The 13,408-nt window shown below is 68.0% G+C and carries 15 protein-coding genes and 1 tRNA gene; 1 reads left to right on the top strand and 15 read right to left on the bottom strand.

Annotated features, from left to right (window positions below):
• Positions 1-4: 4 nt before the first annotated feature.
• The 13 genes from nuoE to trpB all read right to left on the bottom strand — a co-directional run bounded on the left by nuoE (position 5) and on the right by trpB (position 10,983).
• Positions 5-532, bottom strand: coding sequence for an NADH-quinone oxidoreductase subunit NuoE (gene nuoE, locus CNR27_RS07035; RefSeq protein WP_096297546.1), 528 nt, complete (start codon positions 530-532; stop codon positions 5-7).
• Complete coding sequence (locus CNR27_RS07030) at positions 529-1,836, bottom strand: NADH-quinone oxidoreductase subunit D (RefSeq protein WP_179948239.1); 1,308 nt, start codon at positions 1,834-1,836, stop codon at positions 529-531. Before CNR27_RS07030 ends, nuoE begins: the two co-directional genes overlap by 4 nt.
• 5 nt (positions 1,837-1,841) lie before the next feature.
• Positions 1,842-2,618 carry an NADH-quinone oxidoreductase subunit C gene (locus CNR27_RS07025; protein WP_096297545.1) on the bottom strand — a complete coding sequence of 259 codons (777 nt, stop codon included), beginning with the start codon at positions 2,616-2,618 and terminating at the stop codon, positions 1,842-1,844.
• Positions 2,611-3,189, bottom strand: a complete 579-nt coding sequence (locus CNR27_RS07020; protein ID WP_096297544.1) for a NuoB/complex I 20 kDa subunit family protein — start codon at positions 3,187-3,189, stop codon at positions 2,611-2,613. Before CNR27_RS07020 ends, CNR27_RS07025 begins: the two co-directional genes overlap by 8 nt.
• Entirely contained in the window at positions 3,180-3,536 is a 357-nt protein-coding gene (locus tag CNR27_RS07015; protein WP_096297543.1) for an NADH-quinone oxidoreductase subunit A, read from the bottom strand. Before CNR27_RS07015 ends, CNR27_RS07020 begins: the two co-directional genes overlap by 10 nt.
• A gap of 342 nt (positions 3,537-3,878) precedes the next feature.
• A tRNA-Leu gene (locus CNR27_RS07010) sits at positions 3,879-3,963 on the bottom strand.
• Positions 3,964-4,048: 85 nt separating this feature from the next.
• Positions 4,049-4,483 carry a preprotein translocase subunit SecG gene (secG, locus tag CNR27_RS07005; RefSeq protein WP_096297542.1) on the bottom strand — a complete coding sequence of 145 codons (435 nt, stop codon included), beginning with the start codon at positions 4,481-4,483 and terminating at the stop codon, positions 4,049-4,051.
• A 58-nt stretch (positions 4,484-4,541) separates the two neighbouring features.
• Positions 4,542-5,291: a triose-phosphate isomerase gene (gene tpiA, locus CNR27_RS07000; protein ID WP_096300401.1), complete on the bottom strand. Its 750-nt coding sequence runs from the start codon at positions 5,289-5,291 to the stop codon at positions 4,542-4,544.
• A gap of 204 nt (positions 5,292-5,495) precedes the next feature.
• Entirely contained in the window at positions 5,496-6,434 is a 939-nt protein-coding gene (locus CNR27_RS06995) for an isopenicillin N synthase family dioxygenase (protein ID WP_096297541.1), read from the bottom strand.
• Between the two features lie 17 nt (positions 6,435-6,451).
• The gene (gene glmM, locus CNR27_RS06990; RefSeq protein WP_096297540.1) at positions 6,452-7,804 is read right to left on the bottom strand and encodes a phosphoglucosamine mutase; all 1,353 of its coding nucleotides are present in this window, start codon (positions 7,802-7,804) and stop codon (positions 6,452-6,454) included.
• Positions 7,801-8,682, bottom strand: a complete 882-nt coding sequence (accD, locus tag CNR27_RS06985) for an acetyl-CoA carboxylase, carboxyltransferase subunit beta (RefSeq protein WP_096297539.1) — start codon at positions 8,680-8,682, stop codon at positions 7,801-7,803. Before accD ends, glmM begins: the two co-directional genes overlap by 4 nt.
• Positions 8,683-8,774: 92 nt before the next feature.
• Complete coding sequence (gene trpA / locus CNR27_RS06980) at positions 8,775-9,581, bottom strand: tryptophan synthase subunit alpha (RefSeq protein WP_096297538.1); 807 nt, start codon at positions 9,579-9,581, stop codon at positions 8,775-8,777.
• A gap of 184 nt (positions 9,582-9,765) precedes the next feature.
• On the bottom strand, positions 9,766-10,983 hold the full coding sequence (gene trpB / locus CNR27_RS06975; protein ID WP_096297537.1) for a tryptophan synthase subunit beta: 1,218 nt from the start codon (positions 10,981-10,983) through the stop codon (positions 9,766-9,768).
• A 92-nt stretch (positions 10,984-11,075) separates the two neighbouring features.
• Here trpB and CNR27_RS06970 point away from each other — a divergent pair, with 92 nt between their 5' ends.
• Positions 11,076-11,960 carry a LysR family transcriptional regulator gene (locus CNR27_RS06970; protein ID WP_096297536.1) on the top strand — a complete coding sequence of 295 codons (885 nt, stop codon included), beginning with the start codon at positions 11,076-11,078 and terminating at the stop codon, positions 11,958-11,960.
• Positions 11,961-11,987: 27 nt separating this feature from the next.
• Here CNR27_RS06970 and CNR27_RS06965 read toward each other — a convergent pair whose 3' ends face one another.
• A complete protein-coding gene (locus tag CNR27_RS06965; protein ID WP_096297535.1) occupies positions 11,988-12,623 on the bottom strand; it encodes a phosphoribosylanthranilate isomerase in 636 nt (211 codons plus the stop codon).
• On the bottom strand, positions 12,620-13,408 hold the full coding sequence (gene truA / locus CNR27_RS06960; protein WP_096297534.1) for a tRNA pseudouridine(38-40) synthase TruA: 789 nt from the start codon (positions 13,406-13,408) through the stop codon (positions 12,620-12,622). Before truA ends, CNR27_RS06965 begins: the two co-directional genes overlap by 4 nt.

The following is a 13,408-nucleotide window of genomic DNA, read 5'->3' as shown; positions in this document are numbered from 1 at the left end:
TGCCCTACTTCAGACCGTCGAGCAGCTCGTCAACGCCCTCGGGCGTGAGCTTCTCGTGGTAATGACCGTTGATGACCACCACCGGCGCGCCGCAGCACGCGGCGACGCACTCTTCCTCGCGCTTGAGGTAGACGCGACCGTCGGCGGTGGATTCACCGAGCTTGCAGCCCAGCTTCTTCTCGGCATGGGCAACGAGCCCTTCGGCGCCGTTGAGCCAGCAGCTGATGTTGGTGCAGAACGCGACGTTGTTGCGACCGACCTGCTCGGTTTCGAACATCGAGTAGAACGTCGCGACCTCGTAGGCCCACACCGGCGGAAGATCCAGATACTTCGCCACGGCGGCGATCAGCTCGTCGGTCAACCAGCCGTTGTTCTGTTCCTGGGCAGCGAACAGACCCTGCAGTACCGCGGACCGCTTGCGGTCCTCCGGGAACTTGGACAGCCAGTGGTCGATGTGCGCGCGCGTATCGCCGCTGAGCACGACCATCGGGTCGACGTTGCGGGCGTTCTCGAAATTTCCGGTCGCCTTCATCGGTCGACTTCTCCGAACACGATGTCATAGGTGCCGATCATCGCCACCACGTCGGACAGCATGTGCCCGCGCGTGATGTCGTCCATCGACGAAAGATGTGCAAAACCCGGCGCACGCAGGTGCACGCGGAACGGCTTGTTGGCGCCGTCGGAGATCAGGTAGCAGCCGAACTCGCCCTTCGGGCCCTCCACCGCGCTGTAGGTTTCACCGGCGGGCACGCAATAGCCCTCGGTGAACAGCTTGAAGTGGTGGATCAGCGCTTCCATGTCGTCCTTCATCTCCTCGCGGGAGGGCGGCGACACCTTGTAGTTGTCGAGCATCACCGGGCCGGGGTTGGCCCGCAGCCAGGTCACGCACTGCTGGATGATCTTCGCCGACTCGCGCATTTCGAACACACGCACGAGATAGCGGTCGTAGCAGTCGCCGTTGACGCCCACGGCGATGTCGAAATCGACATCCGCGTAGCGCGCATACGGCTGGGTCTTGCGCAGATCCCACTCGACGCCCGAACCACGCAGCATCGGGCCGGTCATGCCCCAGGCCTTGGCCAGATCCGGAGGAATCACGCCGATGCCGACGGTGCGCTGCTTCCAGATGCGGTTGTCGGTGAGCAGGGTCTCGTACTCGTCGACGCGGCTCGGGAAATCCTTCGCGAACGCCTCGAGATAGTCGAGCATCGAGCCTTCGCGCCACTTGTTGAAACGCTTGAGCTTCTCGCCCTTGCGCCAGCGCGATTCCGCGTAGCGCGGCATGTGGTCGGGCAGATCACGATAGACGCCACCGGGCCGGTAATAGGCCGCGTGCATGCGCGCGCCGCTGACGGCTTCGTAGACGTCCATCAGCTCTTCGCGCTCGCGGAACGCGTAGAGCATGACCGCCATCGCACCGAGATCGAGCGCGTTCGAGCCGATCCACATCAGATGATTGAGGATGCGGGTGACTTCGTCGAACAGAGTGCGGATCCACTGCGCACGCTCGGGCGCCTCGATCCCCATCAGGGTCTCGATCGCGCGCACGTAGGCGTGCTCGTTGCACATCATCGACACGTAATCCAGACGGTCCATGTACGGCACCGACTGGTTGAACGGCTTGCTCTCGGCAAGCTTTTCGGTACCACGGTGCAGCAGGCCGATATGCGGATCGGCGCGCATCACGGTCTCGCCGTCCATCTCCAGGATCAGACGCAGCACGCCATGGGCGGACGGATGCTGGGGACCGAAGTTGAACGTGTAGTTGCGGATTTCCTGCTTCAGGGCCTCGGCGCTGGGCACCGTATTGGCCTGATGCAGCGAAGTGGTCGGGATGGCGCTCACTTGCTGCTCTCCTGGCGACGGCCCTTCTGCTCGTCACGCGCAGTCGCATAGCGCGCATCGTCGCGGATGACGCGCGGCACGCCGACCCGCGGCTCGACCGAGGTCACGGGCTCATACACGACGCGGCGACGCTCGGCGTCGTAGCGCACTTCGACATTGCCGATCAACGGGAAATCCTTGCGGAACGGATGACCGACGAAGCCGTAGTCGGTCAGGATGCGGCGCAGGTCCGGGTGGCCCTCGAAGATCACGCCGAACAGGTCGAAGGCCTCGCGCTCGAACCAGTTCGCGACCGGCCACAGCACGGTCAGCGACGACAGCACGGGCAGATCGACGCTGGGCGCGAAACACTTCACCGCGACCCGCCGGTTGTGCTGGATCGACAGCAGCTGCGCGACCACGGCGAAACGCCGCTCGGGCACCGGAATCGCGGATTCCCCGCCCTGCGCCTGCGTGTCCTGGCGGCTGATGGTCTCGCCGAACTTGAAGCGCCCCGGGCCACGACCTTCGACGCCACGGCTGAATCCCTCGGAGGAGACCTCGGTGTCCCACTCGTCGCTGCCATGACCGAGGTAGTCCACGCCGCACAGGTCGATCAGCGACTCGAAGCCGAACTCGTCGCGCAGTGCGCGGCAGGTCTCGAGCCAGTCACCAGCGGTGGTGATGGTCACCTCGCCACGCGGCAGCGCGACGGCCACATCCGCATCGCCGAAACGGGCGCGCAGGCGCGCGGCGAAATCGGTCGCGGTCTCACGGGCAGGCTGCTCACGCATCACGCAACCCCACCTTGGTCTCACCGAAATTGGTCGCGCGACGGATCTTCTTCTGCAGCTGCAGGATGCCGTAGACCAGCGCCTCGGCGGTCGGCGGGCAGCCCGGCACGTAGATGTCGACCGGCACGATGCGGTCGCAGCCGCGCACCACGGAATACGAGTAGTGGTAGTAGCCGCCGCCATTCGCGCAGCTGCCCATGGAGATGACCCACTTCGGGTCGGGCATCTGGTCGTAGACCTTGCGCAGCGCCGGGGCCATCTTGTTGACCAGGGTGCCGGCGACGATCATCACGTCCGACTGGCGCGGGCTGGGACGGAACACGACGCCGTAGCGGTCGAGATCGAGGCGCGCGGCGCCGGCGTGCATCATCTCCACCGCGCAGCAGGCCAGACCGAAGGTCATCGGCCACATCGATCCGGTGCGCGCCCAGTTGAGCAGCACGTCGGAACTGGTCGTGACGAAACCACGCTCGAGCAGCGGGTTTTCGCCTTCCGGGCGCAGGATGTCCTCGACCCGGCCTTCCGGCAGCGGGTTGTTCATCAGGCGCGCAACGGTCTGGTTCACTCCCATTCCAGCGCTCCCTTCTTCCAAACGTAGACGAAGCCGAGCAGCAGCATGCCGGCGAAGATGCCCATCTCGATCAGACCCAGAACACCGAGTTCGCGGAACACGGTGGCCCAGGGCACGATGAAGATGATTTCCAGATCAAAGACGATGAACTGGATCGCGATGAGGTAGTAGCGCACGTCGAACTGCATGCGCGCGTCTTCGAATGCTTCGAATCCGCACTCGTACGGCGACAGCTTCTCGGGCGAAGGGCGCTTGGGTCCCAACAGGTTGCCGATGATCAGCAAGGCAATGCCGATCCCCGTGGCAACAATCAGAAACAGCAGGGTCGGCAGATATTCGGCCAGCACTCGGATGTTCTCTCGGCTACGGCCGCGACTTGCGGCCTTGGCTCGGCGCCCTGCGACGCCGCATTCTCGAAGCGTCGAAGCGCTTCACGAAGGCCGGGCAAGGCACGTTTCTGTGCGATGACCCGATCACTGCAATTGTACCGGTTACAGAACTGGCGAGTAAACGATTTACACCGGCGTGCAGACCACTTCATGCAGCATTCGCCACTGATGTGTCCGCGCGCGTGAACCCCGCGCAAAAATGATTCCCGCACAGGGAAAACCTCTTGTCGCGGATACGAAAAACCCCGCTTGCGCGGGGTGATCCGTTCGACACGGGCAATGCCGCATCGGTTTTCCGGTTGGTGCCCAAGGGGGGACTCGAACCCCCACGACCTAAGCCGCTACCACCTCAAGGTAGTGCGTCTACCAATTCCGCCACCTGGGCCGGTCAACCTGAAACTGCTTGCCTGGCATCACTGCGTCGGCGAGCCGCGCATTGTAATGCCAATTCATCGATCTGGGGAGTCCCGTCAGGGCGTTTCCTGCGAAGAATCTTCTGCTGCGGGCGGCGCAGCCGGAACCGCACCTTCGGCGGGGGGCGCGGTCGGCACCGTAGCGTCCGCCGCAGGCGCCTGCGGCGTGGCCACCGGGGGAACCGCGCGGTCGATCGGCGCTGCCGGGACTTCACTGCCCATCACGCCCAGGTCCATATTCATCGCATTGGGGTTGGCGCGGTGCATCGCGTACCAGGCCATGAACAGGGTGACGGCGAAGAAGCTGATCGCCAGCCACTTGGTGGCCTTGGACAGGAAGTTCGACGATCCCCGCGCGCCGAAGACGGTGGACGACGCGCCGCCACCGAACCCGGAACCGGCCGAGGCGCCAGCGCCGCGCTGCATGAGGATCAGCGCGATCATCGCGATGGCGATGATGACGAACAGGATATTGAAGACGGTCAGCAGCATTGCGTGTGTGCTCAGCGGTGCCCGCGGACGGGACGTGTTTCAGAGGCGCCAGCCGCGCTCAACGCGCGGCCGCGGCGACGATGGCCAGGAAGTCGTCGGCCGCCAGCGAGGCGCCGCCGATCAGTCCGCCGTCGACGTCGGGCTGCGAGAACAGCGCAGCGGCATTGTCGGGCTTGCAGCTGCCGCCATAGAGCAGCGGCAACGAATCGGCGATTCTAGCATCCTGCCGGGCGACCACGCCACGCAGGAAGGCGTGGACCGCCTGGGCCTGTTCGGGGCTGGCGGTCAGCCCGGTGCCGATCGCCCAGACCGGTTCGTAGGCGATGATCGCGCCGTCGAACGCGGCCGGCCCGGCCGCGTCCAGTACGGCCTGGACCTGCGCGCCGATGACGTCCTCGGTCCGCCCGGCCTCGCGCTGCTCGCGGGTCTCGCCCACGCACAGGATGGGGGCCAACCCCGCTTCGCGTGCGGCAATGAACTTCGCCGCGACCAGCGCATCGCTCTCGCCGTGGTGCTGGCGGCGCTCGGAGTGCCCGACCAGCGCATAGCGCGCGCCGACGTCGGCAAGCATTTCGGCACTGACCTCGCCGGTATAGGCACCCTTGGCATGGGCACTGGTGTCCTGCGCGCCGAAAGCCACGCCGCGACCCTCGAATGCCTGCGCCAGCGCCGGCAGATACGGATACGGCGGCAGCACGATGGCCTCCACTCCAGTCGGCATGCCGGCGGCGATGCCCTCGACGAGGTCGTTGGCGAACAGGCGGCTGCCCTGCAGTTTCCAGTTGCCGGCGACAATCCTGGGGCGCATGGCGGACTCCTTGTGCGAAAGGCGCAAGAGCATAGCCCATGGCCGGAGACGGTTCGATGGCGCGCCGACCCGCCGCCCACCAGGTCGACAGCGGCGTTGACGACGGCCAGACCGGCGCCGCCCGCCTTGACCAGCCCGTCCGATGGCGCTTCCGCCGCAATTGAAAACGGCGCCCGAAGGCGCCGTTCGATCCCCTGCCCCGCCCTACTTCAGCTTGATCTCGCGCAGGCGCTCTTCGAGGTAGCCCTGGGCGGTGATCGGCTCGGGGTACCGGCTCGGATTGTCCGCGGTCACCGTCGAGGGCAATACGTCGATGACGAAATCCGGATTCGGGTGCAGGAAGAACGGCACCGAGTAGCGCGGCTTGCGCGCGGCTTCGCCCGGCGGGTTGGTCACCCGGTGCGTCGTGGACGGGTATACGTGGTTGGTCAGGCGCTGCAGCATGTCGCCGATGTTGACCACGATGGTGTCGGCTTCGGACGTGAATGGCACCCACTCGCCCTGCTGGGAGCGCACCTCCAGGCCCGCCGCACTCGCGCCGACCAGCAGCGTGATCAGGTTGATGTCCTCATGCGCGCCGGCGCGCACGTTCGGAATGTCGTCGGCGGTGATCGGCGGATAGTGGATCGGCCGCAGGATCGAGTTGCCGACGTCGGTCTTGTCGGCGAAATAGTTCTCCGGCAGGCCGATGTGCAGCGCCAGGGCCGAGAGGACCTTCGAACCCAGCGCATCGAGCGTCTGGTACAGGCCATAACCGTGCTCGCGGAAGCCCGGCACTTCGGTCGGCCACAGATTGGGAGGCATCACCTCGCGGTACTTCGAATCGTCCGGAATCTCGCGGCCGATGTGCCAGAACTCCTTGAGGTCGAAGTGCTTGGCCCCCTTGGCGGTCTCCACGCCGAACGCGGTGTAGCCGCGCGCGCCGCCGCCGCCGGCCACGTGATAGCGCTTCTTGGTCTCTTCCGGCAGCGCGAAGAACGCCTTGAACACTTCGTAGGCGCCGTCGATCTGCGCCTGCGGGATGCCGTGGCCGCTGATCCCGGCGAACCCCCATTGCCGGTAGGCCGCACCGAGCTCGGCGACGAAGGCCTCGCGGTCGGTGTCGAAACGGCGGATGTCGAGCGTGGGGATGCGGGCGGTCATGCGAGGGGTCCTTGGAATCAGGGGGCGGCCGCCGCGCGTACGGCGTCGGCCAGTTGATCGAGGGTGGATTGCATCAGGGCATCGTCGTCGGCCTCGACGGTCACCCGCACCACAGGCTCGGTGCCCGACGGGCGCAGGAATGCGCGGCCACGGCCCTGTACCGCGGCCTGCGCATCGACGAGCGCGGCCTGTACGACCGGGGCCTCCGCCGGCCTCGCAGCGCCTTCGTAACGCACATTGATGGTCTTCTGCGGCACCTTGGACAGCCCGTGCAGCGCTTCCTGCAAGGACTCGCCGCGGCGGCGCAGCACCTCGAGCACCTGCAGCGCGCTGATGATGCCGTCGCCGGTGGTCGCGCGATCCAGGCACAGCAGATGCCCGGACGTCTCGCCACCCAGCACGCCGCCCTGTTCAAGCAGCATCTGGTGCACGTAGCGATCGCCGACATTGGCGCGGGCGAAGCCGATGCCCGTCTCGCCGAAGGCGCGCTCGAGCCCGTAGTTGCTCATCAGGGTGCCGACCACGGGGCCCCGCAGGCGGCCGGACTGCTGCCAGTCGCGCGCGAGCACGTACAGCAGGTCGTCGCCGTCGCGCACGCTGCCGTTGGCATCGACGAACAGCACGCGGTCGCCATCGCCATCGAAAGCGATGCCGAGATTCGCGCCGCTGCGGCTGACGCGTTCGCTCAGGTGTTCAGGGTGCGTCGAGCCGACGCCGTCATTGATGTTCAGGCCGTTGGGCTCGGCGCCGATGACCTCGACCTGCGCGCCAAGCTCGCGCAGCACGATCGGACCGACCTGGTAGGTCGCGCCGTTGGCGCAGTCGACGACGATGCGCATGCCGTCGAGATCGAAGCCGCGCGGCACCGAGGCCTTGCAGGCTTCGACGTAACGCCCGACCGCGTCGCGCGTGCGTACCGCCTTGCCGAGCTTTTCGGAGGCAACGGTGCGGAACGGCTGGTCCAGCGCGGCCTCGATCGCCAGCTCGCTCGCGTCGTCGAGCTTCTCGCCCTGGCGGTTGAAGAACTTGATGCCGTTGTCGTGATGGGGATTGTGCGAGGCGGAGATCACGATGCCGCCGTCAGCGCCGAGCGAATGCGTCAGATGCGCGACGGCGGGCGTGGGCATGGGGCCCATCAGCTGGACGTCGACGCCGGCCGCGACCAGGCCGGCCTCGAGCGCGGCTTCGAACATGTAGTTCGAGATGCGCGTGTCCTTGCCGATCAGCACCTGGGGGCGGCGCCAGTCACCGCCGCGGCCGCGCAGCGTATGCCCGTAGGCATTGCCGAGACGCAGCATGAAATCGGCCGAGATCCAGCCCTCGCCGACGCGGCCGCGAATGCCGTCGGTGCCGAAATACCTGCGGCTCACGCAGCCGCTCCCTCGGGCGCGCTCTGCCGGGTCAGCATCGCCAGCAGGTGGGCGATGCGCGTGCGCAGTTCGCGGCGGTCGCAGATCTGGTCGATCGCGCCATGCTCGACCAGGAACTCCGAACGCTGGAAGCCCTCCGGCAGCGTCTCGCGAACGGTCTGCTCGATCACACGCGGACCGGCGAAGCCGATCAGCGCCTCCGGCTCGGCCATGTTGATATCGCCGAGCATCGCGAACGAAGCCGACGCGCCGCCGAAGGTCGGGTTGGTCAGTACCGAAATGTAGGGTAGTCCGGCTTCGCGCAGGCGCGAGAGCGCCGCGGAGGTCTTGGCCATCTGCATCAGCGAGAACATGCTTTCCTGCATGCGCATGCCGCCACTGGCGGTGAAGCACACATAGGGCGCGCCGATCTCGAGGGCGCGTTCGGCGGCGCGGGCGAACTTCTCGCCACCCACCGACCCCATCGAGCCGCCCATGTAGGCGAAATCCATCGCGCTCGCGACGATCGGGCGTGCCATCAGCGCGCCCTCCATCGCGATCAGCGTGTCGCGCTCGCCGGTCGAACGCTGCGCGGCCTTGATGCGGTCGGCGTAGCGCTTCTGGTCCTTGAACTTGAGGATGTCGGTCGGGCCGAGGTCGGCCGCGATCTCCTGGGGGCTACCCGGATCCAGGAAGGCCTTCAGACGCGCGCGGGCGCGGATCGGCCGATGGTAGGCGCACTTGGGACAGACCTCGAGGTTCTCCTCGAGTTCGGGCCCGTAGAGCACCGCGCTGCAGCGCTCGCACTTCTCCCACAGGCCCTCGGGGACGCTGCGCTTCTTGACCGCGGCGGCATCGGTACGGATGCGCGGCGGCATGATTTTCTGCAACCAGGACATGGCCTGCCTTCTCCCGACGGCCGCTACGGGGCCGTAAAGCGCGGAAGTGTAACCGACCGCCGGGGGGCACCCGACAGACCCCGGTCTGCCGGTCAGCCGCCGTCGAGGGCCGCCCGCAGCGGCCCCAGGAAGCGGTGCGCGCGGCCTGCCGCATCGGCCGGCGTGTCCGCGCCATCCAGCGCTTCGACCAGCGCACTGCCCACCACGACGCCGTCGGCCGCCGCGGCCATCGCCGCCGCGCTGGCGGCATCACGGATGCCGAATCCCACCACCACCGGCACCGCACTGGCCTCACGCAGCGCACGCAACCGGGCGCCGGCACAGGCGGTGTCGAGCCGGCCGGCCGCACCGGTCACGCCGGCGAAGCTGACGTAGTACAGATAGCCCTGCGCCTGCTCGCACAGCGCGCGGCTCCGCTCCGGGGTCGTCGTCGGCGAGGCCAGCAGCACCAGCGCGAGCCCGTGCGTGGCGAACGCCTCGCGGAACTCGCCGGCTTCTTCCGGCGGAAGATCGACCAGCAGCACGCCGTCGACGCCGGCGTCCCGGGCCCGCGCCGCGAATGTCGCCGGGCCGCGGATGTCGATCGGATTCAGATAGCCCATCAGCACGACCGGGGTGGCGGCGTCCTTCGCGCGGAATTCGCGCACCGCATCAAGCACATAGGTCATGCCCGCGCCCCGCCCCAGCGCGCGCTCGGAGCTGCGCTGGATCGTCGGCCCATCGGCCATCGGATCGGAAAACGGCACGCCGAGTTCGATGACGTCGGCCCCTGCTTCGACCAGTGCATGCATCACCGGCACCGTCGCTTCGAGCGACGGATCGCCCGCGGTGAAGAACGGGATCAGGGCCTTGCGGCCGGCTGCGCGGAGCGCGGCGAAACGGGTGTCGATGCGGTTCATGGGATCCGGCGTCGCGGGATTCGATTGAGAGGACGTCGCAGACATCAGGTGCATCCGTCCGACAGCGTGGCCACGTCGGCCGGACCGATCCGGAAGTCACCGACAGCGTGATGCGGCCACTCGTCGGCTGATGCGGACATCGCAGCGAGGGGTGAGATGGCTGCGAGCCGGCAGACATTCTTCCTCACAGCACGAATCCTTCGCGCTGCGCGATGGTGTGGACATCCTTGTCGCCGCGGCCGGACAGGTTGGCGAGCACGATCGCGTCCTTCGGCAGCTCGCGCGCGAGCTTGATCGCCTGCGCGATGGCATGGCTGGATTCGAGCGCGGCGAGGATGCCTTCGGTCTTGGCGAGCTGGTGGAATGCGGCCAGGGCTTCGGCGTCGGTGATGCCGACGTACTGCGCGCGGCCGGCGTCGGCGAGGAAGGCATGCTCCGGTCCGACGCCGGGGTAATCGAGGCCGGCGGAGACCGAATGGGTTTCGGTGATCTGGCCGTCGTCGTCGCAGATCACATAGGTGCGGTTCCCATGCAGCACGCCCGGTCGACCGGCCGCGATCGAAGCCGCATGGCGCCCGGTGTCGATGCCGTCGCCCGCAGCTTCGGCGCCGACGATGCGCACGCCCGGATCGTTGAGGAATGCGTGGAACAGGCCGATCGCGTTGCTGCCGCCGCCAACGCAGGCGGTGATCGCATCGGGCAGGCGGCCATACTCGGCCAGCATCTGCGCGCGCGCCTCGCGGCCGACGATCGCGTTGAAGTCGCGGACCATGCGCGGGTACGGATCGGGACCGGCGACGGTTCCGATGATGTAGAAGGTGTCGCGCACATTGGTGACCCAATCACGCATCGCCTCGTTGAGCGCGTCCTTGAGCGTCGCCGAGCCACTGGTCACCGGCACCACGGTCGCACCGAGCAGCTGCATGCGGTAGACGTTGATCTTCTGCCGCTCGATGTCGGTCGCGCCCATGTACACCACGCATTCCAGGCCCAGGCGCGCGGCGACGGTGGCCGAGGCCACTCCGTGCTGGCCGGCGCCGGTCTCGGCGATGATCCGCGTCTTGCCCATCCGGCTGGCGAGCAGCGCCTGGCCGACGGTGTTGTTGATCTTGTGCGCGCCCGTGTGGTTGAGGTCCTCGCGCTTGAGCAGGATGCGCGCGCCGCCGACGGCATCGCTGAGCCGCTCGGCGTGATAGATCGGGCTCGGCCGACCGACGTAATGCGCCAGATCCCTGTCGAAGGCCTGCTGGAACGCCGGATCGGCCTTCGCGGTGTCGTAGGCCGCCGCGAGTTCGGCGATCGGCCCCATCAGCGTCTCGGCGACGAAGCGGCCGCCGTAGCGGCCGAAGTGGCCGTTGGCGTCGGGATAAGCATGGAAATCGGCGATCGGAAGCTGCGACATCGGCGGACACGGATTCGGAAGATCTGCACTTTAACGCACACATCGACGCGTCAGAATCGATAATATCTGACCGAACCGTCAGCAAATCTCACATGACCGATTCGGACCTGCCACCGCTCAACGCGCTTCGCGCCTTCGAGGCCGCTGCGCGGCTGGGCAGCCTCAGCCGTGCGGCCGAAGCCCTGCACGTCACCCATGGCGCGGTCAGTCGACAGGTGCGGCTGCTCGAGGACTGGCTGGGCACGCCCCTGTTCACACGCGCCGGGCGCGGCCTGCGCCTGACACCTGCGGGCAGCCGCCTGCGCGACGCGGCCGGCGACGCCTTCGCACGACTTCAGGGCGCCACGGCGACCATCCGCCGCGCCGGGTCCGGGCAGGCGCGCGTGCTGGGCTGCCCGGGCAGCCTGCTGGCGCGCTGGATGATCCCGCGACTGCCGCGACTTGCCGAAGCCCTGCCCGACCTGAAGCTGCATCTGTCGCCGCATGAAGGCGCGTTTCCGCCGTCGCTGGACGGCTTCGACGCCGCCCTGTTGATCGCCACGCCGCCATGGCCGGCGTCGTGGCGCGTGCGCACGTTGGCAGTCGAGCGGATCGGCCCGGTACTCAGCGCCCGCCACGCCGAGGTGGACCGCCTTTCGGCACTCACGCCCGATGCGTTGCTGCGCGAGCCGCTGCTGCACACCACTTCGCGTCCGCAGGCCTGGCCGACGTGGGCGTCGCTCCACGGCGCGGCGGCGCCCGGCAGCCCGGGGGCCGACTTCGAGCATCTGTATTTCCTGCTCGAAGCTGCGGCCGCCGGTCTCGGCGTCGCGATCGCCCCGCAGGAACTCGTCGCCGACGATCTCGCGGCTGGCCGGCTGCTCGCGCCCTGGGGCTTTGTCGGAACCGACGCGCAGTGGATTCTCGCGACCCGCCGGGACGACGACGATGCGCAACTCGAGGCGCTCGCGGCGTGGCTGCGGCTGGAACTGGACTGAGTACGAAGCGCGCGCCAGGCCGCAACGTCACCGCCTGCCGCGCGCCGCGTCCACGAACGCCCGCATCCGCGCCGCGTCCTTGATCCCCGCTGCCGATTCGATGCCGCTGGAGACGTCGACGCCGGCGGGCCGCGCGACGGAGATCGCCCGTGCGACGTTGCCGGCATCGAGACCGCCGGCCAGCCAGAACGGACGGTCGAGCGAGGTCGGCAACGCGTTCCAGTCGAAACGCTCGCCGCTGCCGCCCGGCTCGCCGGCGGCATGGCCGTCGAACAGGAACGCCGACGCGCCGGGCCAATCACCCAGCGAGCGCAACGCGGTTTGTCGATCCCCGCCCATCGCGATCGCCTTCCAGTACGGCAGCCCGAATCTGGCGCAGAACGCGTCGTCCTCGGCGCCATGGAACTGCAGGATGTCCGGACGCACGACCGAGACGACAGCCGCGACCTCGTCGGCCGGCGCGTCCATCGTCAATGCGACCACGCGCATTGATGCCGGAACGGCCGTCCGCAGGCCGACTGCCGCGTCCAGGGTGAGCCTGCGCGGACTGCGCGCGGCGAACACCAGGCCGATGCAGTCCACGCCGAGCTCGATGGCCAGCGCGACATCCTCCTGCCGGGTCAGTCCGCAGAACTTGATCAACGGTTCGGCAGCGGCGCTCATGGGGCCAGCGTCACTTCCGCCGGCAGCTGCCATTGCGGCGGATACAGCGGCCCCAGGAACACCAGCCCGGCGGCGGGCGCGGTGGGGCCGGCGAGGCTGCGGTCGCGGCCGGCCAGCAGCTCCGCGATCCAGACTTCGGGCCGCACGCCAGCGCCGACTTCCAGCAGCGAACCGACGATGTTGCGGACCATGTGATGCAGGAATGCGTTGGCCTGCACCTCGACGATCACTTCATCGCCCTCGCGTACGACCGAGATGCGTTGCAGGTCGCGGCGCGCGTGCGGGGCCTGGCACTGGACCGTGCGGAACGCGGAGAAGTCCTGCTCGCCCAGAAGCGCCTGGGCGGCGCGGTGCATCGCGGCGGCGTCGAGCGCGCGCAGCTCCCAGGAGAGGTACTGCCGATGCAGGGCCGGACGGACCGGCCGGTTGAGGATCCGGTAGCGGTAGTGGCGCGCGCGCGCCGAGAAGCGTGCGTTGAAATCGTCCGGCACTTCCCGGCACCAGCGCACGCATACCGAAGGCAGCAGATGGGTGGTGGTGCCGAGCATCCATGCCCGCGGCGTGCGGATGGCCGCGGTATCGAAATGCACGACCTGGCAGCGGGCATGGACACCGGCGTCGGTACGACCGGCGCAGGTGGTCGAGACGGGATGGGCGGCGATGCGCGACAACGCGCGTTCCAGCGCCGCCTGCACCGATCCCTTGCCGGTTTCTTCCGCGCTTCCCAGCCGCTGCCAGCCATGGAATTCGTGGCCGTCGTACTCGACGCCGATCGCGTACCGCAT

Source organism: Luteimonas chenhongjianii, assembly GCF_002327105.1.
GTDB classification, from domain to species: domain Bacteria; phylum Pseudomonadota; class Gammaproteobacteria; order Xanthomonadales; family Xanthomonadaceae; genus Luteimonas; species Luteimonas chenhongjianii.
The sequence above is the reverse complement of the archived record's forward strand: the minus strand, read 5'-3'. Positions and strand labels throughout refer to the sequence as shown.